Raw genomic sequence first — 22,581 nt, 5'->3', positions numbered from 1 at the left:
TCCTGCCTCCGCGCCTCGCCCTGAAGGTCGACGTCGACACGCTTCGAGGGACGGTCGAGGGGGTTCCCCGCCTCCTCGACCTCCTCGCCCGCCACGGCGCGCGCGCCACGTTTCTCTTCTCGCTCGGACCCGACTCGACCGGGAAGGCGGTAAAGCGCGTCTTTCGGCGCGGCTTCGTGAAGAAGGTCATGAGCGCCTCGCCGGCCGCGTCCTACGGAATCCGGACGATGCTCTACGGAACGCTCCTGCCGGCGCCCGACATCGGCACGCGCAAGGACGCCGTCCTCCGGATGCGCGAGGCGGCCGCGGCGGGACACGAGTGCGGCGTCCACGCCTGGGACCACGTCGACTGGCACGACCGGCTGCCGCGGATGGATCGGGGCGAGGTCTTCGCGACGTTCGGCCGGGCGGCGGAGCGGTTCGCCGACGTCTTCGGCCGGGCGGCGGAAGTGGCGGGAGCGCCCGGGTGGACGGCGAACGGCCTTTCCGTAGAAGCCTACGAATCGCGCGGCATCCGCGTGGCTTCGGACACACGCGGAGGGCCGCCCTTCCGTCCGCTCCGGTCCGACGGGACCACGTCCTCGCTCGTGGAGGTCCCCTCCACCCTTCCGACGCTCGACGAGCTCCTCGCCTTCGACGAGTTCCGCGGGGAGAAACGCGACGGGGCGGTCGACTCCCTTCGGCGGGCCGTTCGAGAGGCGGAGGGAATCAGCGTCCACTCCGTCCACACGGAGATCGAGGGAGGGCGGGCGTTCGCGGGCCTCTTCGCCCGGCAGCTCGAGGCCTGGGTCGAGGACGGAGTCTCCTTCGTGACCCTCTCCGACGCCGCAGCCGGCGCCGGCGCACTCCCGGCACGACCGCTCCGGTTCACGGCCGTCCGTGGAAGGTCGGTCCCGGTGGCGACCGGAGAGCCCGCGGGTCAATCGTAAGATGGAGAAATCGGGGTCAGGTCCAGAACGGTGTATTGTTGAAAACAATACACCGTTCTGGACCTGACCCCATGTTCTCCGCTCTGCGGGGGATCCGTCAGGGCGCCAGCAGGATCTCGACCCGCGATTTCCCGGACGGCACCGCGACACCGACGAGGTGGATCTGGGTCGCGTAGACCGTTCCTTCTCCGCCGTTCACCGTCGCCCGCACGCGCGGCGTGAAGGAGCGGTCGACGAGGAGGAGTGCGGGGCTCGAACCGCTCGTCTCGACGACGAGGGCGTCGGGGCCCTCGGCGACGACGCGGGCGCGGGCCTCGGGATCGGCGTCGGGAACGTCGGTTCCGACCGGAGGGCGCCCGGCGACGACGCCGTCGGTGGCGGGGTCGAAGGTCGCGTCGTCCACGATCGCGACCGCCGCGCTGACCGAGGCTGCGCCCCGGACACGCGAGAGCCGCCGCGTGCCCGCAAGCGGGTCCGCGAGACGGTAGAGGGTCGCCGCCGGTCCGATGCGTCCCTCGGTGAAGAGCGGAACGAGGCCCGGAAGACCGGGCGGGACGTCGCCGGCGATGACGCTTCCGACGCCGGCCGCGCGGAGCCACTTCAGCCGGGCGGGCCAGTCCCGCTCCGTGACGACGTTCCGGGCGAAGCGGTCGAGGAGCGTGTAGCTCCCGTCGGGGTCGGGGTCGTACGCGTAGCGGAGGCCATGGGGCGCGCCGGCGAGCGCCCAGCCCTGCGAGACCTGGGCGAGGGAGAGGGCGTACCTCTCGTCGGCCGGCAGGGGGCCCGAGAGCCCCCGCCTCACGGCGTCGATGTCCTTCCCGGTCCACTCGAAGACGCGTCCCGGAACGCGCGCGGCCGCCGCGACGAGCGGCGACGGCCGGTCGAACCACTCGGAAGGGGCACGCGGGAGATGGAACCGGGCGTGCGTGAGCCCCTCGGCCGCGAGCGCGAGGAGGAGGAGCGCGCGGCCGCGCAGGTCGCCGAGACCGCGGGAGAGGAGGAGCCCGAGGGCGAGAACCAGCGCGGCGGAAGCCGCCGCCTGGCGGGGGAGCCGCGCGAGGACCGGCGCGAGGACGACGCCCGGGTCCGAGGCCCACGAGGGGTCCCAGAGGGAAAGGAGCAGGCGCTGCGGCAGCTCGGGCCGGACGCGGGAGGCGACGGCCACGATACCGAGGAGCCCGGCGAGGACGAGAAGGGCGAAACCGGCGCGGGAGCGCCAGCGGGGGAGCGCCTCCTCGAGGAGGAGGCGCTCGACGGCGAGGGATGCGAGTACGGCGACGGCGATCGTGGCGATCAGGAGCGCTTTCACGGGATAACGGACCGAGTGGAGGAACGGGAGGGCCTCGTAGAGAGCGCGCGCACCCGGGATCCACGGGAGAAACGAGACCAGGAACGCGAGGCCCCGCCGCGGCGAGCCAGAACCGTCCCTCGCGCCGCCTCGGAGAGAGGGCGAAGGTCGCGGCGAGGAGCAGCGGCAGGACCCCGAAGGAGAGCGACGCGAGGTAGGGCGGGTTCCCCTGCGAAGCGGCGAAGCCCCAGAAGGCACCCGAGAGGGTCCGCGACGGGTCGCCGAAGAGGAACGGGAATGGGGTCTCGAGGAGCCGCAGCGGGTGGAAGCCGACCGCGGAGAACTCGGCCCACGAGAAGCCGCGCAGACGGCGGGAGGAGGCTTCCGTCGCCCGGAGGACCTCGAGGAGGTACGGCGCCGCGGCGAGCGACGCCAGAAGACCGCCGCCGATGAGGGCGCCGATGGGCCGAAGGCGCGTTCCGCGGGGGCCCGCGAGAGCGAAGGCGAAGGCGAGGAGGATCCCGAGGAGGCCCAGCGCCGGCTCGCCCGCGTGCGCGAGCAGGGCGCTGCTGGCGGCGACCCCGAGGAGACCGAGCTGGAGAGGACGGCGCCCCTCGAGCCGCGCGGTCGCGACGGAAGCGAGGAGCCAGGGGATCCACGCGAGCGTCGTCGCGGCATTCAGGAACGCGGTGCAGGAGAGGGCGAAGCCGGAGAACGAGAACGCGAGCGCGCCGGCGAGGGCGGCCAGCGGGGTGCGGCCGAGGAGGCTCAGGAACAGGAGGAACCCGAGCCCTCCGAGCGCCGCATGAAGCAGGATCTGGACGCCGAGCCACCGGGGCGCCACGGGGAAGGGGTAGGCCAGGACGAGGTTCGGGTTGGCCCGGAAGGGCTGACCGAAGGAGGCGTGCGGGTTGAGCGAAGCGCCGTCGAGCGAAGCGGCCAGGGCGCGGGCCGGGCGCTGCGTCGTGGCGATGTCGCGGAACGAGGGGGTCGCGCGCCCCGAGAGGAGGTCGAGGTTCGCGACGGCGACGGCGACGAGGACGAGCGCGGCGAAGGCGGCCGGGAGAAAACGCTTCACCGGAAGATCGGGTCGCTGCGGTAGCCCCACTTCTGGAGCTTGTAGCGGACCATGACGCCGAGGATCGAGAGACCGTAGACGCAGGAGCGGAAGAAGTTGATCTGCGACGCCTCGTCGAAGTAACGGGTGACGATCGGGATCTCCCGGATCCGCATCCCCTTCCAGATGCCGGCCGCGATGATCTCGGTGTCGAAGACGAAGTCGTCGGAGAAGGATGCGAGGTTCACCGACTCGAGGTAGCGGCGCGAGTAGGCGCGCAGGCCCGAGTGGTACTCGGTGAGGTAGAGGTAGAAGGTCGCGTTCTCGATGGCCGTGAGGAAGACGTTCGCGAGGTACTTCCACTTCGGCATGCCGCCCTCGAGAGGCCGCCCCCCGAGCATCCGGCTCCCGAACATCGCGTCGACCTTCCCCTCGGCGATCGGCTCGATCAGGTCGTGGAGGACCGACGCGTCGTACTGATGGTCGGGATGGATCATGACCACGACGTCGGCCCCGCGCGCCAGGGCGGTCCCGTAGCAGGTCTTCTGGTTTCCGCCGTAGCCCCGGTTCGCCGGGTGGACGACGACCTCGAGACCCTCGATCGTGCGGGCGAGCGCCACGGTCCCGTCGCGGGAAGCGTCGTCGACGAGAAGGATGTCGTCGACGAACTCCTTCGGGATCTCCTCGAAGCTCCTGAGGAGGGTCTTCTCGGCGTTGTAGGCGGGCATGACGACGGCAATCCGCTTCCCATGGCGCATGATCGGAGGATTATGACGACTCTGCGGCGGAGCCCGGGAGCGTGGATCGTGGCGGGGCTCTTCGCCCTGCTCGCACTCCTCGTCGTCCCCGTCTTTCCGCACTTCGTCTCGCCGAACGAGACCACGCGATGGGCCCTCGCGGCGGCGGTCGTCGAGGACGGGACTCTCGAGGTGACGGGGCCGGCCCGGATCCTCGGCCCCCGGATGGAGGACGTCGCCGAGGTCGACGGGCGGCTCTACTCGAACAAGGCGCCGGGGACGGCACTGGTGGCGCTTCCCGGCTACCTCGCGGCCCGGACCTTCGCGGGGGCCCCGTCGGCTTCCTCCCTGCGCCCCTCGCTGACCGCGATGCGCCTCGCGGGGGCGACGCTTCCGGTTCTCCTCCTCGCCGTCGTCTTCCTGCGCCTCTCGCCGGAGGCCGGGCGAAGAGAAGCCCTCTTCGGTCTCCTCTTCGCGACCCCGCTCTTCGCGTACGCCCTGCTCCTCTTTGCGCACGCGTCCGTCGCGGCCTGCCTCTTCGCCGCCTGGGCGGCCCTCTTCGCGCCGGCCCGTGCATCCTCCGACGTCGTCCGGGAGCTCGCGGCGGGGGCGCTGCTCGGTCTCGCGGTCCTTTCCGAGTACCCCGCGGCGATCCCGGCGCTCGTCCTCGTCGCGGTTGCGGCGTGGGGAGCTCCCGCGCGCCTCCTCAGGATCGTCCTCGGGGGTCTTCCTTTCGCGGCGCTCCTCGCCGGGCACAACGCGGCCTGCTTCGGCAGCCCGTTCGTCCTCTCGTCGGGGCTCGAGAAGGACCCCGCCTTCCGGGAGCTGGCCCGGCAAGGTCTCTTCGGAGTCGGCCTCCCGCGCCCGTGGATCCTCGCGCGGCTCCTCCTCGATCCGTCGAAGGGCCTGCTCGTCTTCTCGCCGCTCCTGCTCCTCGCTCCCGCGGGCCTCGTCGCCGCCCGCCGGACCCTCCCTCCGAGAGGCTTTGCCGCGCTGGTCCTCGTTCCGGTCGCCATCCTCCTGACCTACGGCGGCTATCCGAACTGGCACGGAGGCTTCACCGTCGGAGCGAGGTATCTCGTCGGGGCGCTCCCGTTCCTCCTGCTTCCGCTGGCGTACGTGAGGTGGGGACCGCTCGCCGCGGGCCTCGCCGGGGCCTCGACGGCCGCAGTCGCCCTCACGACGCTCGTCTTCCCCTTCGTCCCGCCCGGGTTCCCGCTCCCCTGGGGGAGCTTCGCGGTGCCTCTCCTCTCGGAGGGACTCGTGGCGCCGAACCTCTTCCACTTCGTCTGGCGGCCGCTCGCGATCGCCGCGCCCTTCGTACTGGTTCTGGCGGCGGCCCTCGCGGCTTTCGGCCGGCAGAGGCTCGCCCCGTTCCTCGCCGGGGCCTTCCTCTGGACCGCCGCGGGCCTCGCGCTCCCGCTGCTCGCACCCCTGTCGCCGCCGCTCGTGGTGCAGCGCGGGTACGTGGAGGAGGTCTACTTCACCAGGGGAGGGGCGCTCGCGCGCTCGATGCCGGCGGGGGTGCCGGTTCCGCCGCGGCTCGGGGCGCGGAAGGCTCTGGAAGAGACCCTGCCGCCCTCTGCGTGGCCGTTCTGACGCGCCAGACCCGGAAGCGGGGCACGACTCTCCCGTCGGGCGAGCGGTAGGCCGTCCGCGAATCGAGGGCGAGCTCCAGGAATGGGACGGGACTCGCCGTGGGCGACTCGTGGACACGCACGGAGAACGTCGCGTCGGGGGGCGTGCCCTGCCGTCCGGCCGCGCCCGCGTACGCGGGGAGGACGGCCCGCAGGTCGGTCGTGAAGAGCCAGCCGCAGCGCGCGTCGTCGAGGATCCGCTCCGCCTCGCCGTCGTCCGTCGCCGTGAAGAGGCGCGCCTGCCGTCGCCAGCCGTACCCGAACGGGTCGGCGGCGGCCGGGTATCCGGTGAGCGCGGTGACGAAGTGCCCCGCGGACCAGGGAGCGAAGACCCCTGGAATGGACCCGGTCAGGGGCTGAGGGAAGGCGGCAGGGTCCGCGGGGGGCGGTGCGAGGGTGCGCAGGCGGGCGAGAGTCTCCACGAGGTCGGTTCCCGGCGCGCCGGCGTACCGCACGACCCGCCCGTAGTGCGGCAGGCCCGGTAGAACGACGAGGAGGGCTGCCGCCGTGGCCGCCGCGGCTGCGGGACGCATCCGTCCGCGCGGGGCGAGCCGGGCGAGCGCTTCGGCCAGGGCGAGCGCGGCCAGCGGCGCGAGGTAGTAGACGTTGCGTTGCTGCGAGAGCGCCATCACGAAGAGGACGCCGCCGAAGAGAGCGAGGAGCCGCCGGTCGGCGCGCCGGCGGGCCCAGAGGACGACGGCGAAGGGAAGGAGGACGAAGCCGGGAGAGAGCTCCTCCACCGCCGCGCGCAGGGTCGCGCCCAGCGGCGGCCTCACGAGGGGGCGCGCCTCGGCGATGACGGCGAGGAAGTCCTTCGGGTAGGAGAGGTAGCCGCCGCGGTCCATCTCGTCGACGCTGACGCCCGCCGCGTGGACGGCGACGTACCGGGATCCCCGCAGGACGGCGGAGGACAGAGGCGGCGCGAAGGGGACCGTCGCCGCCGCGAGGAGGAGCGCGAGCCCCGCGAAGGCGCTTCGGGCCGCTCCCTGCGCGCGGAAGGTGGCGATGACCGCGACGGCGGCCGAGCCCGCGAGGAGGAGCGCGGGCTGGAACCAGCCGAAGGAGACGAAGGTGAACGGCAGGTCGAGGCCCGCGGCGTACGGCAGCGTTCCGAGGGCCGTGAGGCTGGTCGCGGAAAGGGCGAGAAGCGTGGCATCGCGCGGACGGAGGGCGAGGGCGGCCCAGAGGAATGCCAGGGCGGCGGCGAAGACCGCTCCCTGCCACGTGAGAACCATCGCGGCGACGGCACCGCCGGCCAGGACCGCCCGGCGCAGGGAGGAGCCGGGTGCAAGCCCCTCGCCGCGTGCCCTCGCGAGGGCGAGGAGGAGGAGCAGGAGGAGAAGGGCTTCGGCGACGTGGTGGTCACCGTGGCCGAACTGGCTCCAGATCGCCGCGGCGGGAACGAGAGCGTAGCCGGAGACCGCGAGGATCGCCCGCCGGCGGGAGAGCACGCGCCGGGCCAGGTAGAAGAGGGGGACGACGTGGAGCGCCCCGAGGAGGGGCGGGAGCGTCGCCAGCACCCGTGCGACCTCGTCCTGCGTGGCGTCGGCTCCGTAGGCGAGACGGGCCGTGCCACCCGCGAGCAGGTCGAAGGCGGGCGGCCAGATGTAGATGCCGCCCTCCGGGTGGTTCAGCCACGCGTCGCGGACCGGAACGCGCGGAAACCTCCGCGCGACGGCGGTCGACCGGCGGAGGTGGGCATACGAGTCCGGCGAGGCGAGGCGGAGTCCGCCCGTCGTGGCCGCGGGGAGCGAGAGAAGGCGGACGGCCAGGGCGAGGAGAAAGGCGCCGCCGAGCCAGAACAGCTCCGCGCGTGTCGTCCGGAGAGACCTCACCTGCCGAGTCTTACACTTCACGCCAGATGATGCGTCCTCTCGGCCGGGCCGCGGCGGCGGGAGCCGTCCTCCTCGCGCTCCTGGGCGCGCTGCTCGCCGTCGACCACCAGCGGCTCGACAGCGCCACGATGGACGAGCCGTTCCACGCGCTCGCCGGCTGCGAGTACGCACTCTCCGGGACCTACTGGGCGAACCTCGAGCATCCCCCGCTCGCCAAGCTCCTCGCGGGGGTTTCGGCCGGTCTCGCGGGAGCCCGCCCGCCCCGGCTCCCAGCCCCCTTCAGCTTCCGGACCGCGGAGTCGCCCCAGCCGTTCCTCTACCAGAACGAGATCCCGCCGGAGCGGCTCCTCGCGGCCGCACGCCGGCCCTTCCCTCTTCTCTTCGTCGGGGTCGTCCTCCTCGCCTCTTTCGCCGCGTGGCGGGCGGCCGGGCCCGTGGCCGGCCTCGGTACGGCGCTCCTCCTCGCCTTCGAGCCGACGCTCGTCGCCCACGCGGCCTTCCTCCACACCGACGTCGTCGCGGCCCTCGGCTTCCTGGCGACCGTCGTGGCGGCGCACCGGGCGCTGATGCGCCCGTCCGCGCTCCGGTGGGCGGGAACCGGCCTCCTCCTCGGCCTCTCCCTCTCGGCGAAGTTCACGGCGGTCTTCCTCGTCCCGATCCTCCTCGTCCTCGTTCTCGTGCGGCTCCTCGCGGGCCGCCGGGAGACGGGGCGCTTCTCGCTGGCGCCGCTCGGAGGACTGCTCCTCGCATCGGGAGTGGCCGGGGCCGTCCTGCTCGGGGTCTATGCCGTCTCGATGCGGAACATGCCGTCTGCCGAGGCGGAGAGATCGGCCCGGTACTTCCTCCTCGGCCGGCTGGCGTCCTCCGGGACCGTGGAGCGAGTCGCCCGCATCTCTCGTCTTCTCCCGCCCGCGGGGCACTACGTGGCCGGGCTCGCCGGCGTCGCGGAACAGAACCGGCGGGGAGGCGGGATCAACGTCTTTCGGAGAGAAGTCTCGATCGAGGGATTCCCCTCGTACTTCCCGGTCGCGTTCCTCGTGAAGTCCTCGGTCGGCTACCTCGCCGCGCTCCTCGTCGCCGCGGGGCTGGTCGCCGCGCGGCGCGTCCGGCCCGGCTTCGGCGCCCTCGTCTTCCTCCTCCCGCCCGCCTACGTCTTTCTCGCGAGCGCGGCGAGCAGCTACAACATCGGCGTGAGGCACGTCCTGCCCGCCGTGCCGCTGCTCGCGGTCGCCTCGACGGTCGCGATCACGCGCGGGTTCTCCCGCAACGTGGGTGCGGCGGTGCTCGCCGGGCTCGGGTTGCTCCAGGCGGGCGAGACCCTCGCCGTCCACCCCCACGAGATCTCTTTCTTCAACGTCGCCGCGGGGGGGCCGTCCCGTGGGCACCTCTGGCTGAACGACTCGAACCTCGACTGGGGCCAGGACCTCGTCCGGCTCGCTCGCGAGCTCGAACGGCGCGGCGACGTGGCCGGCACGACGGTCGCGTACTTCGGTGGCGCGGACCCGAGGCACGACGTCCCGAAGGCCCGCCTCTTCGACGCCGCGACGACGCCACTGACCCCCGGGCTCTACGCGGTCTCCTCGTTCCTGCTCGCGGCCGGTCCGGAGCTGATGGCCTTCCACGGGGACGTGCCCCGCGCGGTGGGCTACCAGCGGCTGCGCCGAGCGCTGGCGGAACGGGGGACGCGGGAGGGGCGCGTGGGATACTCGATCCTCCTTTACCGCCTGCCCGAGGAGAGGACTCCGCCGCCGTGAAGCTGTCGATCATCATGCCCGCCTACAACGAGCGGAAGACCCTCCGCGAGATCGTCGCCCGGGTTCTCGCCGTCGACCTCGGGCCCATCGAGAAGGAGCTCGTCATCGTCGACGACGGGTCGACGGACGGCACGCGCGACATCCTCCGCGAGCTGGACGGCCGGGACGGCATCCGCGCCGTATTCCAGCCGTGCAACCTCGGGAAGGGGGCGGCGGTCTGGGCCGGGCTGCGCGCCTCGACGGGCGACCTCGTCGTCATCCAGGACGCGGATCTCGAGTACGACCCGCGCGAGATTCCGGGTCTCCTCCGGCCGGTCCTCGAAGGAGAGGCGGACGTCGTCTACGGCTCGCGGTTCCTCGGTCACCCGGGCGGGCACCGGGTCCTCTACTTCTGGCACGCGATGGGGAACCGGCTCCTGACTCTCATGTCCAACATGTTCACGAACCTGAACCTGACGGACATGGAGACCTGCTACAAGGTGATGACGCGCTCCGTCGTCGACCGGCTCGACCTGCAGTCGAAGCGGTTCGGAATCGAGCCCGAGATCACCTGCAAGGTTTCCCGGATGCACGCGCGGATCTTCGAGATTCCGATCTCGTACCACGGCCGGACGTACGAGGAGGGCAAGAAGATCGGCTTCAAGGACGCCCTCCAGGCCGTCTGGGTCATCCTGAAGTTCTTCCGCTGGGAGGCCCCGCGGGGGGACGTGGGCGGGATGACGCTCCGGAGGATGGAGAAGCTCGCGCCCTACAACGCCTGGCTCCACGACCGTTTCGACGCCGCGCTCGGACAGCGGGTCCTGGAGGTCGGCTCGGGCGTCGGCAACCAGACGCGGTTCTTCGTCGACCGCGAACGCGTCGTGGCGTCGGACGTCGAGATCCACTACGTCCGCGAGCTGAAGGCGAAGTTCGGAGACCGCTCGAACGTCAGGATCGCCTCGTACCGCTTTCCCCTCGCCGACGCGGACCGCTCCGAGCTCGCGGCCGAGAAGGTCGACACGATCGTCTGCCTGAACGTCCTCGAGCACATCGAGGACGACGGTGGCACGCTGCGCGACTTCGCGTCGGTCCTTCCGAAGGACGGCCGGCTCGTCCTGCTCGTCCCGTCGCTGAAGGCTCTCTACGGAACGCTCGACGTCCACCTCCACCACTTCCGCCGGTACGAGCGGGACGAGCTGAAGCGCCTCGTGACGAACGCGGGGTTCGAGATCGAGAAGATCCGTTTCCTGAACCGGCCGGGAGTCTTCGGCTGGTGGCTCAACTCGCGGGTCCTGAAGCGGAAGGTCCTGCCGAAGGGGCAGCTCGCGGCGTTCCGATGGCTCCTCCCGCTGCTGAAGCTCGAGGAGAAGACCGATCCCTCGTTCGGGATGTCGCTTCTCGTCCTGGCGCGGAAGGCGTGACGCCGGGGCGCCTCGCCCGGCTCGCTCCCTTCGCCGCCCCCGCGGCGCTCCTCGGCGCCGCCGCCTTCAGGTTCCACGACTACCTTCTCGGGGGGAGCGTCGTCTCGCGCGACGCGGGGTTCTTCTTCGTCCCGCTCCGGGAGGTCACCGCGCGCCTTCTCTCGGCCGGAGAGCTGCCGCTCTGGAACGACGCCACCGGCGCGGGGCGCGCGCTCGCAGCGAACCCGAACGCCGCCGTCTTCTGGCCGGGCACCTGGCTCGTGCCGCTCGCCGGGACGACGGGCCTCTTCCTCCTCCACGTCGCCCTCGTCCTCCTCCTCTCTTACGCGGCGCTGCGATGGCTCGGCGTTTCGCGCGGGGCCGCGCTCGCGGGAGGGAGCGTCCTCCTGTTCTCGGGCGTCTTCCAGACGGTGCCGCTCCTCACCACGACCGTCGCGTCCGCTGCGCCCATCCCGCTGGCACTCGTGGCGCTCGGGACGCTCGACCCGTCCGACGCCCGGGGAGCGCGGAGGCGGGTGGGGATCGCAGGGCTCGCCCTCGGCCTCTCGCTCCTGGGTGGAGAGCCGGTCGTCACCGCGACCGGGGCAGCGGGCGCGACGGTGCTCGCCCTCCTGCGCTCCGGTCTCGACGCGCGGGCGGGTCTGTGGCCGCACGCCCGCGGGCGCTTCCTCGCGCTCGCCGCGGCGGCGCTCCTGTCGACGGGAATCGCCGCCGTCCAGCTCCTCCCGACGGCGGGGGAGCTCGGCCGCTCGGCCCGCGCCACGCAGATGCGCGCCGAGGAGGGAGCGCTCTTCTGGTCCGTCCGTCCCGCCCGCGTGCTGACGCTCCTCGAGCCCCGCCTGACGGGCGACCCACAGGCCGAGGACGACCGCGACTACTGGGGAGCCTCGACGTTCGACGCGGGGAACCCCTACTTCCACGACCTCGCCCTCGGTCTCGTCCCGCTCGTCCTGGCCGCAGGCGCGCTGGGAGACTCCCGTGGCCGGGCCGCGCTCGGCCTCGCGGGCCTGGCGGCGGTCCTGTCGTTCGGACGGTTCGTCCCTCCGGTCGGAGCGTTCCTCGGGGCGCTTCCGATCCTGAGGTACCCGGAAAAGTGGTGGATCCTCGCGACGTTCGGCCTGTGCGGCGCAGCGGCCGTCGGAGTCGACCGGCTGAGCGACGACCCGGCGGCTCCGCGGCGGCTCTCTCTCGCGGCGGCCGTCCTCGCCGCTCTCCTGGCCGGTCCGACGCTCCTCGCGCTCGTCGCGCCGGAGGCGCTCGCCTCTCTCCTCCGCGTGTCGGGACTGGCGGGGCCGGACGTCATTGCGGATCGGGCCGCCACCCTGCTCCGCCCGGTCCTTCTCGCAGGCGTGGCCACCGCGCTCCTGCTCGCGCTCCTGCCGCGCCTCGTCCGCTCGGGTCGGCTCTCTCTGCGCGCGGCCTTCGCGATCGGCGCCGCGCTCTTCCTCTTCGACGCGGGACGTCGCGTCACCGGGTCGGCACCCGCCGGACCGGCGGACTTCTACACGAACCCTCCTGCGGAGGTTCGGGCCGCGCTGTCGGCGGCCCGCGGCGGGCGCTTCCACGCCGACGGCGCGGACGACGCGGCGCGGGCGACGGCTCTCGCGTTCGAACGGGGCGGGCTCGACCCGCTGCGGCCCCTCACGGGAGCGGTCTTCGGCCTGAGGTACGGCGGGGACAACGACGTCGACAGGATGTCGCCGCCGCAGGCCGTCGCGTTCGCCGCGGCGCTCGCCCGTCTGCCCTGGGGCGAGGAGAAAGTACGGCGCCTGCGAACGATCGGCGTCACGGCGGGACGGACCGATGACGCCGGGCCCGGTCCCGTGGGCGTTCGCGAGACGGCCCGGTTCGGCCGTGGGCGGATCGTGGCGATCGACCGGGCGAGGACCGAGCATTCCCTCGTCTCCCGCGCGATCTTCGCCCCGTCCGGTCTCACCGTTCCCGCGCCCCCCGACCCGCTCGCGGATACGGTGCTCGAGGGGACCGGTGCGCCCCTCCCGTTCGGAAAGGGGGAGGTCGAGGTTCTCGAGCGAACGAACCACCGTCACCGGCTGCGGGTCCGGGTCGACCCGCCCGGCGGGCTCCTGGTCGTGGCGCTCGCCCTGGACCCGTCGTGGAAGGCGCGCATCGACGGAGTTCCGGTCGCGACCAGGCGGGCCGACGGCTTCCTCACGGCCCTGGGCGTTCCAGCCGGTGCGCACGACGTCGTCCTCTCCTACGAGAACCGCTCCATCGCGGTGGGGGGTGCCGTCACGCTCCTTTCTCTCGCAGGCGCGGCATTCCTGCTGCGAAACGGCAGGCGCCGGTGACGCGGCTGCGGGGCCTGTCCGTGCGCCTTCAGGACCTGGCGAAGCGAAGGCCGTTCGAGGTGAGCCTCCTGCTGGCCCTCGTGCTCCTCCTCGTCCCGTACCGGACGCTCCTCGGACCGGGGGTCCCGTCGGGCCGCGACCTCGTCCCGTACTTCTACCCGCTGAAGACCCAGCTCGTGGAGGCGATCCGTGCCGGGGAGGTGCCGTGGATCGACCGGTTCCGGTGGGGCGGCCTGCCGCTCCTGTCGTGGCCGGGTGTGGCCGCGTTCGACCCGGGAAACGTCCTGTTCCTCCTCCTTCCGACGGCCGTCGCCGCGAAGGCGTGGATGCTCCTGCGCGTCCTCTCCGGCGCCGCCGGCTTCGCCGTCTTCCTGCGCGTCACGGGCCTGCCGCCGCTCTCCTCGGCGCTCGGGGCGCTCGCGTGGGGGGCGAGCGGGATCACGGCCTCCTCGGCGAGCTTCCTCGGATTCTCGTCGGCGTATGCGGCGCTGCCGTGGTTTGCCGCGGCGCTCCTCCGCGTCCGGTCGAGGCGAGACCCACGCGCCGTTGCCGCCCTTGCCGCGGCGACGGCGCTCCTGATCGTCGCCTCGGTGCCGGAGCCGCTCGTCGCCGCGGCCCTCCTCGCCCTCGTCCTTCTCGCGGGGCGGGGAGAGGGCGGCGGGGCTCGCGAGAGGCTCGGGGCCGCGGCGCTGTGGGGAGCGGCGGGCCTGCTCGGCGCCCTGCTCGCCGCACCGGCGGTCGCCACGTACCTCGTCACGGGCCTCGACAGCATCCGAAGCGTTCAGGGGGCGCTTCTTCCCGGGTTCGCGGCGCTGGGCGCGCTCCCGCTCGCCAGGCTCCCCGAATTCCTCGCCGATGGGATCGTCGCGGACTGGACGCGCGTGACCCGGGTGGACGGGATTCCCGGCTACCCCTACCTCCCGTCGCTGACGCCGGGGCGCGTCACCTGGACGCTCGCTCTCCTCGCCCTGGTGGCCGGCCGGGGTGCGCGGCTGAGGGCGATGGCGACCGGTCTCGTCGGCGTCCTCCTGGCCCTCGGCCCGGCAACGCCCGCCTTCGGGCTCCTTCTCACCGTCGTGCCGTTCGCGTCCTCGATCCGCTATCCCGAGAAATACGCGATTCTCTTCGGATTCGGTGTCGCCTGGCTCGCCGCCCTCGGTGCGGCGGCGCTCGAGAGAGCGCTCGGCGGGAAAGGACGTGCCTTCGTTTTCGTCTCTCTGGCAGTGCTCCTCGTCTTCGACCGGGCAGCGATCACGGCACGCCTCTTTCCGATGTCCCCGCCATCTCTGCTCGAGGAGCGCCCTGCGGTCCTGGCGGCGCTGCCGCTCTCGTCCGGAGAAGAACCTCCTCCGAGGGTCTTCCCTTACGCCTCGTACCGGGTCGCAGGCGGGAGCGGCACCGACGACCCGCAGGGAACGGGAGTCCGGGCGACGCGCTGGGCCTTCCCCCACTCGGCCAGCCGGTTCGGCGCCGCGAGCGTCTTCGAGCGGGACTACGACGTGGCCCTGCCACGTCCGCAGCTCGAGTGGGTCCACTTCCTGGAGAGCTCTCCGGGAGGGAGACCGCTGCCGATGGCCCTCGCCCGCGCCGCGGGGGCGCTCGGGGCCGTCGTGGGAGAGCCCGGGCCCGCGGGCGAATCCGTTCCGGCGTTTCTGCCCTTCGGCGATCCGGTCCCGCCGTTCCGGTTCGTCGAAAGGGTCGTCCTCGGAAGCGACCCGCGGGAGCTGGCCGACCGTTTCCTGGAGGAGGGCATACCTGCGATGGCAGCCTTCGTCGTAGGTGCCGGAGAGAGCTTCGTGCCCTCGCGCGGCCGGGTGCTTCGGGTCTCGGACCGCCCGTCGCGGATGGAGGTGGAGGTGGCGGTGGAGGGCCCCGGCCCTGCCTACCTGCTCCTCTGCCGGCCCCTCGCAACGACCCGGGACGCTGTCCTGGACGGGCGGAGCGTCCCCGTCGACGACGCGAACTTCGGATTCTCCGGGCTCACGGTTCCCAGAGGCCGCCACGTCGTCCGATTGCGACCCACCCGGAGATGGCTGATCATCGCGACGGTGTTCTCCGCCCTCGCACTCTCGATCGTCACGATTCTCTGCCGCCGTCGAAGTCCCGAGGGCCTCCCGGGGCGATGAAGATCTCCCGGAACGCGCGCCGGCGCGTCGCGCTCTACGGCGGTGCCGTCGTCGTGGCCGCGATCGTCCTCGCCGTTCCCGGGCTCCTGAAGAGCCGAGCCCCGAGCGTCGCGGTTCCCGAGTTCGACATCGCCCAGCTGCGCTCCCGCGAAGCGACCGTCCTCCTCCGGGAATACGTCAGGATCGACAGCTCGAACCCGCCGGGAAGGACCGTGGAGACGGCGCGCTTCTGGGCGGAGAAGCTCGGCTGCGAGGGAATCCCGTTCGAGATCGTCGGTTCCGACCCGGAACGCCCCATCGTCGTGGCACGCCTCTCGGGCCGCAGGAGGGATGAGGCCCTGCTTCTGCTGCACCACATGGACGTCTTCCCGGTGGGCGACCTCTCCGAATGGGAACACCCGCCTTTTGGAGGCGTGGATGGAACGGGCCGGTTCCGCGACTACATCTGCGGGCGGGGGACCATCGACATGAAGGGGCAGGGGATCGCCGACTTCCTGGCGATCGCCTCCCTCCGCCGGGACGGTCTCGTCCCGGAGCGGGACATCGTCTTCGTGGCCGAGCCGGGAGAGGAGACGTACACGCCCGAGATCGGCATCGGCTGGGTCCTGGATCACCGTCCGGACCTCCTGGCAGGGGTGACGGACGTCTTCAACGAAGGGGGCGTCAACGAGGTCTCCGGCGACAGGATCGCCCGGTTCGGGATCGAGGTCCTGCAGAAGGCAGCCATCATGGCCACGGCCGAGGCGGCGCGGGAGGAGAGCCTGAAGGCCTTCTCGGAGTTCCTGGAGGCTCGGATGGATGCGGAGCCCTACCAGGTCCTCGACGAGGTCCAGGACTTCCTCGCCTTCGTGGCTCCATCTCGGTCGGATCTCTGGGGACATCAGATGAGCGACACGCGCGCGGCCGTCCGGGCCGGCCGGCTCAGCCAGGGGATCCCTGAGCCCTACCGGGCACTCATGCGCGACATGTACTACTCGGGGAAGGTGCTGCCGGCGCCGGGGGGCGGGGGTTTCACGACGAGCGTCGTGGCCACGCTCCTCCCCGGCCGTTCGGTTCACGTGCGCTGGGAGGAGATGCAGGCCTGGGCCACCCGGTACCGGGTTCGGCTTCGACTCGTTTCCCTCACCCCCGACAGCGTTCCGGCACAGCGGAAGGGGCGGGCCTGGGAGACGCTCCGGACCGTCCTCGCCCTCGATCCCGTCGAGAGGGCGGACGTCGGTCCCTACGTGCTGTCGGGAAGCTACACGAACTCCTCCTACCTGCGCCTCCGCGGGAGCGTCCGTGCGTTCGGAATCTCGCCGTTCGGACTGAACCTCCTCGACGCCGTGACCGTCCACAGCAAGAACGAGAGGATTCACCTCCCCGCCTACATCGACGGCGTCGAGCGGACGGCCCGGATCGTTCGCGAGTACGCCCTCGCGCCCTGACGGGGCAGAAAAGGAGAACGCCATGTCCACGGTCGGTTTCTACTACCAGCGCCCCGGTTGAACGAGCTGCACACGCACCCGTGAGGTGCTCGACCGGACGAAAGCCCGCATCACCCAGGAACGCTCCTCGAAGTCGGCCCCGATGACGGACGCCGACGTGAAGGCGCTCCTCGCCGCCGTCGACGACGTCGTCGTCGCCAGGGGAAAGAAGGCCGTGACGCTCGCCGCGAAGGAGGCGACGCTCGACGGCCTGAAGGGGCCGACGGGCAATTACCGCGCGCCGATGCTGCGCGTGGGAAGGAAGCTCCTCGTCGGCTTCCACCCCGAAACCCTCGAGGCGCTCCTCAGGGCCTGAGACGGATCGGGACCCCCGACGGCGGGCGCGCCAGCCGGGTCGCCGCGCCGTCGGGGTCGCCCGCCTTCCACCACGGGAGCTGGTCGAGGCGGTGGGGCGACCCGACGTGCCCGGAGGCGCCGAACGGCACGACGAGCGTCGCGGCGTCCGGCTCTCCCCAGTCGACGATCCAGCGGAGCGACTGCCCGAACGCAGGCGATGCCGCGCGCGGCGTTCCCGGCGCGCCGGACTGGGGCGGGCGCGGGGGGTCGAAGAGCCACGAGAGCCCGGGGACGTAGCCGAGCGGATGACGAGCCGAGAGGCGGTTCGCCCCGCCCCAGCTCCACCCCGAGCGGCCCTTGCCGTAGCGCTTCTCGAGCGCGGCGACCGCGTCGTCCGCCGCTCCCTTCAGGAAGGCGTCCCGGCCGCCGAGCCCCGCGGCGCGAAACGCGGCGTCGTTCGCTTCGAGGAGGTCGTTCCAGTTGTCCCCCTCGAGGTGCCAGCGGACGGGCGGGGCGTTCCAGGCCGCGAGCGCCCGCTCGCGCACGGCCCGGCGGAGGGCGCGGGCGACGAGGTACCGCGCGGTCGCGGCGTCGGCCGTGCCGTCCCACGCTTCGAGGAGGCGCCCGAGGTCACCCGGCAGGAAGGGGCGAAGGGCCGCTGCCGTCCTGCGCATCGTCTCCGAACGCTCGTCGAGCTGGATCGCCTCGGCCCCGCGCCGCGTCACCTTCGTTCCCGCGGCCTTCGCCTCCAGAAGCAGGTCCCGGATCCGCCGGGCCCGGCCGGGGTGACCCCAGTCGGACGAGACGACGTACCCGAACGACGTCCCGATCGTCCGCTGGTTTGCCGTCACGACGAACCCTTCGGGCGGATCGACGACCCGGGGCAGCTCCTCCATCGGCACGAATCCGCGCCAGGCGTTCTCCGGGTCGGAGGCGTCGTAGGGGACGCTCCCGTCGGTCCCCGCGCGGCGCACCGGGAGGAGGCCGGCGGGACGCCACCCGATCGATCCCGACGCCGACGCCCAGACGACGTTCTGCGGAGGACCCGTGAACCGGTCGAACGTCGCGAGAAAGGTGGTTTCGTCACCCGCCCGGAGGAAATCCGCGTTCGGGACCCTCAGGTTCGAAGGGTCGAGGGCCGTCCACCGGACCGCGAGGTCCCCCTCGAGAAGCGGCCCGTTCGACGTCGAGCGGACGACGAGCGACTCCTCTGCGCCGCCACGGATGTGGATCGTCTCCTTCCGCTCGACGACCGGCTCGAAGCCGTCCCCGCGGCGGGCGCGACCCTTCTCGATCCGCTCGCGGTAGAGGTCCTGGACGTCCCCCTCGAGGTTCGTGAAGCTCCAGGCGACCTGGTCGGTCCGCCCGATCGTCAGAGCCGGCAGGCCCGGGAGCGTCACCCCTTCCGACGTCCGGCCCGCGACGACGAAGCGCATCGGCAGCCAGATGGCGGGCATCTCGTGCCCGAGGTGCGGGTCGCCGGCGAGGATCGGCCTGCCGCTCGCCGAAAGGGACCCGGAGACCGCGAAGGCGTTCGACCCGGCGATGCCCTCCTCCTCCATCGTCTCGAACCGGGCCGCCTTCGGGAGAGCGGTCGGCGCGGAGTCCCCGACGACCGGAAGGGCCGGCGGTGCGAGCGGCGGGGCGTCGGGGACGAGGAGGACGTCGTCGGCCGTGGCGCGGGGCAGAAGGAACGCGCGGACGGACTCCGGGAGGCCTGCGAGCTTCTCCGCGCCCCGCTGCGCCTCCACGTCGTCCGTCAGCTGCTCGTACATCAGGAGAAGGACGGCGAGGGAGTCTGCGGGGCGCCACGGCTCGGGCTCGCGCCGCAGGAGGGCGAACTCCAGCCCGAGGCGGCCGCGGTGCGCCGTGAAGTACGCGTTGATGCCCGATGCGAGGGCCTCGAGGTCGGCCCTCTCGCGGGGCGGCAGGAGCGGCACCGCGGCCTCGGCGACGCGAGCGAAACCGTAGAGGCGGTGCCTGCGGTCGAGCGGCAGCGCCGAGGAGCCGAAGAGCTCGGCCAGGCGCCCCGACGCGTTCCTCCGGAGGACCTCGAGCTGGAAGGCACGGTCGCGGGCCGTCAGCCACCCCTGCGCCTGCAGGGCGTCCTCTACGGACGCGGCGTGGATCGTGGCGACGCCGCGGTCGTCGATGTCGACGGTCACCTCGGCGGCCAGGCCCGGCAGTCGCCCTCCCTCGTTCCCGGGGAGATTCCGCTTCACGAGGACGAGGAGGACGAGGCCAAGGAGGAAGACGACGGCGACGATTCCGAAGAGGGCACGTATCGCGAGGCGGCGCATGCGCCGTGAAGAGTACGGGAAACGGGAAAGGGGAGGCCGGAGGCCTCCCCTTCGTCGTCACGCGGCCGAGCCGCGACCGGTTACTTCGCGGGCGGGAGGATGACCGAGTCGATGACGTGGATGACGCCGTTGGAGGCGCCGACGTCGGTCTTCACGACGTTCGCGTCGTTGACCTTGACCCCGCCGCCGGCGACGGTGATCTTCACCATGGAGCCCTCGACGGTCTTGGCTTCCTTGAGCTTGACGACGTCGGCGGCCATGACCTTGCCGGCGACGACGTGGTAGGTGAGGACCTTCGTCAGCTGCGCCTTGTCGGCGAGGAGCTTCTCGAGAGTGCCGGCGGGGAGCTTCTTGAAGGCGTCGTCGGTCGGGGCGAAGACGGTGAAGGGGCCCTTGCCCTTGAGCGTGTCGACGAGGCCCGCGGCCTTCAGCGCCGTGGCGAGCGTGTTGAAGCTCCCGGCGGCGACGGCGGTGTCGACGATGTCCTTCGCCTTCGGCTCGGCGGCCCGCGCGGGGGCGGCGACGGACACGGCGAGCGCGAGGGCAGCGACGGTGGCGGTGAGGGTCTTTTTCATTGTCTATCTCCGATGCGGTCGCCTCTGGCGCCCGTCGGCCGTTCTACGGGCGGAGGCGCTCCCCCGGATTTCGCGCGACCAGGGACTTCGAGGGCCAAGGCCGGCCGCCGCCTAGAATCACGGGATGGAAACGGTCTGCATCGAAGGCGTCGAGATCGCGCTCGCGCACCCCGACGAGTTCCCGCTCGACTGGAAGGGACGGAAGGACCTCCTCGACCAGCTCCTCGCCGCGTGGCTCGTCGTCGAGAAGGGGGACCTCCCGCTCCACCCCCGTCTCGTCGGCAGGCCAGGCGTCGGCAAGACGACTCTGGCGTACGCCGCGGCGAAGCGGATCGGCCGTCCCGCCTGGGTCTTCCAGTCGACCGTCGACACCCGCCCGGAGGACCTCCTGGTCACGCCCGTCGTCGCGGGCGAGGGGAAGATCCGATACGTGGCCTCGGGCGTCGTCACGGCGATGCTGAAGGGGGGCGTCGCGATCCTCGACGAGGGCAACCGGATGAGCGAGAAGTCGTGGGCCTCGCTGGCCCCGCTCCTGGACGCGCGCCGGACGGTCGAGTCGATCGTCGCCGGGGTGAAGATCCGGGCGCATCCCGATTTCCGCTTCGTCACGACGATGAACGACGACGCGTCGACGTTCGAGCTCCCCGACTACGTCAACTCGCGCCTGACGCCGACGATCCTCGTGGACTTTCCCGACGAGGAGGAGGAGCTCGCGATCCTCGCGGAGAACCTCCCGTTCGCCCCCGAGGCGCTGCTGCGCTGGGTGACGCGCTTCCTGAAGAGCGCGCACGAGGCCGACGAGTCGTTCAGCGTGCGGGACGGCATCAACGTCGCGCGATACGCCCTCAAGCGGCTCTCCCAGGGAGGCGGCGAGCCGGTTGCGCGGCTTCTCGAGTCGGTCCGCTTCGTGCTCGGCGAAGAGGCCGTCGTCCACGCGCCCGCCACGGGCGGCGACCTCCCTTCCCGCCCGGCCGGGCCTCACCGCGTCTGAGTCTTCGCGGCGTGAGCCCGCATCGATCGTGAGCGTCGTCGCCCCGTACCCCGCGCCCGATCCCGAGACCGGCGTCGTCCAGGCGGGCGAGGGGCTCTACCTCCTCCCGACGCTCCACCAGTCGGTGGAATTCGCGGTCCTCGTCCGCCGCGCCTTCTTCGCACTCCGGCCCACGGCGGTCGCCGTGGAGCTTCCGCAGACGATCGAAGAGGCGTTCCGCAAGGCGGTCCTCAGGCTCCCGCTCCTCACCGTCGCCCTCTGGCCCGACGGCGACGAGACCGTCTACCTCCTCGTCGAGCCGCACGAGCCGATGACCGAGGCGGCGCGCCTCGCGCTCGAGAACGGCGCGGCGCTCCACCTCGTCGACCGTGACGACGGCTCGTACCCGTTCCGCCGCGAGGCGCTCCCGGATCCCTACGCGCTGACGAGGATCGGCGCGGGGCCGTTCGTGGCGGCGGTCCTGGACGCCTTCCCGCCCTCGGACGACGACGCGGACCTCCTCCGCGAGCGGGCGATGGCCGTCCGCCTCGCGCGGCTCGCCGAGGCGGGAGAGCGGGTCCTCTGGGTCGGCGGCGCCGCGCACGTCCGGGGGATCCTCCGGGCGCTCGGAGAGCCGCAAGCAGAGCCGTTCGGGCGCGTGCGGCGCGAGGGGGTCCGCATCGCCGCGCTCTCTCCCGAGTCGAGCCGCGAGGTGATGAGCGAGATCCCGTACGTCTCGGCTGCCTACGAGAGGGCGCGGTCGGCGGGTGGCGCGTTCGCGTTCGACGGGGAGACCGACACGCTCCGCGTCGTCGACGCCCTCCTGCGCGAGGCGGCCCAGCGGTATCGGAAGAGCCGGGACGAAGAGGTCCCGCGCACGGCTTTCCGGGCCCTCAGCCAGTTCTCGCGCAACCTCGCCCTCCTCGAGAACGTCCTGACCCCCGGCTTCTACGAGCTCGTCGTCGCGGCGCGTGGCGTCGTCGACGACGACTACGCCTGGGAGACCTTCGACCTGGGAGCGACGTGGCCCTGGCCCGACACGACCGCGAGCCTCCCCGTCGTGACCCTGAAGGGGGAAGACCTCCACATCGAGGGCCGGCCGGTCCGGTTCCGCCGGCGCTTCCCGGGCAAGGAAAGGCGCCTGCGCGACCTGCCGCTCCGGCGCCGCCCGAAGGAGCCGAAGCCGGGCGACTGGAAGAAGCTGAAGTTCGGCGACGGCATCTGCAGCCACCCGCCGGAGGACATCGCCGTCGAGCGCTTCGGCAACCGCCTCCGCCGCCGCGCGATCCGACTCCTCTCCGAGGACTCGCGGCGCGTCGCCCCGTTCACGACGAGCCTCCTCGACGGCATCGACGTGCGCGAGTCGCTCCGCCACCACCACGAGGGGCGCCTCTGGGTCTACGAGGAGGCGCGCGTCCGCGGCGGCGCGGGCTCCGTCGTCGTCATCTTCGACGAGGAGGCGGAGAAGTACCCGTGGAAGACGACGTGGATCGGCGAGCACGGCCAGGAAAGCGACATGGCCTTCTACGCCACGCCGCTCGGCGAGAGCGTCGTCGGCCCCGGCATCTCCGAGTGCACGTACGGGGGCTTCCTGATGACGATGCCCCCCGGCCGCCTCTTCGACGTCTGGCGCGACCCGGACTATCGCGGCCCCTTCACCGGGGCGGAGGTCCTCCTCCTCGCCGCCCTCGACTACGCCCGCGAGCCCCGCGTCGTCTACGCCGCCCCGAAGCCCCCGCGGCCGTTCCTGAAGCGCTTCGCCGCGCGCCTCGGCAAGCAGGTCGTCTACCTTCCCCTCGGCTCCCTCTCCTCGCTCTCCCTGAAGAAGCTCCGCCGCTTCCACGTCCTGGCGAACAAGGACGCCCGCGCCTGGGCCAAGGACTATGTTTGAATTGGGGGTC

General features: G+C 72.4%; 16 protein-coding genes. 11 read left to right on the top strand and 5 right to left on the bottom strand.

What is annotated here, in order from left to right; all coding sequences use genetic code 11:
• Positions 1 to 2 precede the first annotated feature (2 nt).
• On the top strand, positions 3 to 929 hold the full coding sequence (locus IPN03_17960; GenBank protein ID MBK9375549.1) for a polysaccharide deacetylase family protein: 927 nt from the start codon (positions 3 to 5) through the stop codon (positions 927 to 929).
• A gap of 97 nt (positions 930 to 1,026) precedes the next feature.
• Here the strand turns inward: IPN03_17960 and IPN03_17955 are convergent, their stop codons facing one another.
• Positions 1,027 to 2,238, bottom strand: a complete 1,212-nt coding sequence (locus IPN03_17955; GenBank protein ID MBK9375548.1) for a hypothetical protein — start codon at positions 2,236 to 2,238, stop codon at positions 1,027 to 1,029.
• Between the two features lie 301 nt (positions 2,239 to 2,539).
• Between IPN03_17955 and IPN03_17950 the strand changes: the two genes are divergently transcribed.
• Positions 2,540 to 3,319 (top strand): hypothetical protein, encoded by a 780-nt coding sequence (locus IPN03_17950; protein MBK9375547.1) that lies wholly within the window; start codon positions 2,540 to 2,542, stop codon positions 3,317 to 3,319.
• Here the strand turns inward: IPN03_17950 and IPN03_17945 are convergent.
• On the bottom strand, positions 3,292 to 4,032 hold the full coding sequence (locus IPN03_17945) for a glycosyltransferase family 2 protein (GenBank protein MBK9375546.1): 741 nt from the start codon (positions 4,030 to 4,032) through the stop codon (positions 3,292 to 3,294). The genes IPN03_17950 and IPN03_17945 overlap by 28 nt on opposite strands.
• 12 nt (positions 4,033 to 4,044) lie before the next feature.
• Between IPN03_17945 and IPN03_17940 the strand changes: the two genes are divergently transcribed.
• The gene (locus IPN03_17940) at positions 4,045 to 5,610 is read left to right on the top strand and encodes a hypothetical protein (protein MBK9375545.1); all 1,566 of its coding nucleotides are present in this window, start codon (positions 4,045 to 4,047) and stop codon (positions 5,608 to 5,610) included.
• Here the strand turns inward: IPN03_17940 and IPN03_17935 are convergent.
• On the bottom strand, positions 5,495 to 7,483 hold the full coding sequence (locus IPN03_17935; GenBank protein ID MBK9375544.1) for a hypothetical protein: 1,989 nt from the start codon (positions 7,481 to 7,483) through the stop codon (positions 5,495 to 5,497). The genes IPN03_17940 and IPN03_17935 overlap by 116 nt on opposite strands.
• Before the next feature lie 26 nt (positions 7,484 to 7,509).
• Here IPN03_17935 and IPN03_17930 point away from each other — a divergent pair, with 26 nt between their 5' ends.
• The 6 genes from IPN03_17930 (at position 7,510) to IPN03_17905 (ending at position 16,854) form a co-directional block, all read left to right on the top strand.
• On the top strand, positions 7,510 to 9,237 hold the full coding sequence (locus IPN03_17930; protein MBK9375543.1) for a glycosyltransferase family 39 protein: 1,728 nt from the start codon (positions 7,510 to 7,512) through the stop codon (positions 9,235 to 9,237).
• On the top strand, positions 9,234 to 10,637 hold the full coding sequence (locus IPN03_17925; GenBank protein ID MBK9375542.1) for a glycosyltransferase: 1,404 nt from the start codon (positions 9,234 to 9,236) through the stop codon (positions 10,635 to 10,637). The genes IPN03_17930 and IPN03_17925 overlap by 4 nt, the downstream gene beginning before the upstream one ends.
• Positions 10,634 to 12,946, top strand: coding sequence for a hypothetical protein (locus IPN03_17920; protein MBK9375541.1), 2,313 nt, complete (start codon positions 10,634 to 10,636; stop codon positions 12,944 to 12,946). The genes IPN03_17925 and IPN03_17920 overlap by 4 nt, the downstream gene beginning before the upstream one ends.
• Complete coding sequence (locus tag IPN03_17915; protein ID MBK9375540.1) at positions 12,943 to 15,072, top strand: hypothetical protein; 2,130 nt, start codon at positions 12,943 to 12,945, stop codon at positions 15,070 to 15,072. Before IPN03_17920 ends, IPN03_17915 begins: the two co-directional genes overlap by 4 nt.
• On the top strand, positions 15,069 to 16,499 hold the full coding sequence (locus IPN03_17910; GenBank protein MBK9375539.1) for a M20/M25/M40 family metallo-hydrolase: 1,431 nt from the start codon (positions 15,069 to 15,071) through the stop codon (positions 16,497 to 16,499). The genes IPN03_17915 and IPN03_17910 overlap by 4 nt, the downstream gene beginning before the upstream one ends.
• A 142-nt stretch (positions 16,500 to 16,641) precedes the next feature.
• Positions 16,642 to 16,854: a hypothetical protein gene (locus tag IPN03_17905; GenBank protein ID MBK9375538.1), complete on the top strand. Its 213-nt coding sequence runs from the start codon at positions 16,642 to 16,644 to the stop codon at positions 16,852 to 16,854.
• Here IPN03_17905 and IPN03_17900 read toward each other — a convergent pair.
• Positions 16,844 to 19,135 (bottom strand): penicillin acylase family protein, encoded by a 2,292-nt coding sequence (locus IPN03_17900; GenBank protein MBK9375537.1) that lies wholly within the window; start codon positions 19,133 to 19,135, stop codon positions 16,844 to 16,846. The genes IPN03_17905 and IPN03_17900 overlap by 11 nt on opposite strands.
• A gap of 80 nt (positions 19,136 to 19,215) precedes the next feature.
• Positions 19,216 to 19,710, bottom strand: a complete 495-nt coding sequence (locus IPN03_17895) for a fasciclin domain-containing protein (protein ID MBK9375536.1) — start codon at positions 19,708 to 19,710, stop codon at positions 19,216 to 19,218.
• A gap of 124 nt (positions 19,711 to 19,834) precedes the next feature.
• On the opposite strand from IPN03_17895, the gene IPN03_17890 reads away from it, so the two are divergent.
• Both IPN03_17890 and IPN03_17885 read left to right on the top strand, forming a co-directional pair.
• Positions 19,835 to 20,701: an AAA family ATPase gene (locus IPN03_17890; protein MBK9375535.1), complete on the top strand. Its 867-nt coding sequence runs from the start codon at positions 19,835 to 19,837 to the stop codon at positions 20,699 to 20,701.
• Between the two features lie 28 nt (positions 20,702 to 20,729).
• Complete coding sequence (locus tag IPN03_17885) at positions 20,730 to 22,571, top strand: hypothetical protein (GenBank protein ID MBK9375534.1); 1,842 nt, start codon at positions 20,730 to 20,732, stop codon at positions 22,569 to 22,571.
• The last annotated feature ends 10 nt before the right edge of the window (positions 22,572 to 22,581 follow it).

This window comes from Holophagales bacterium (genome assembly GCA_016719485.1).
Classification (GTDB): Bacteria; Acidobacteriota; Thermoanaerobaculia; order UBA5066; family UBA5066; genus UBA5066.
This window is presented reverse-complemented; position numbering and strand designations above follow the sequence as displayed.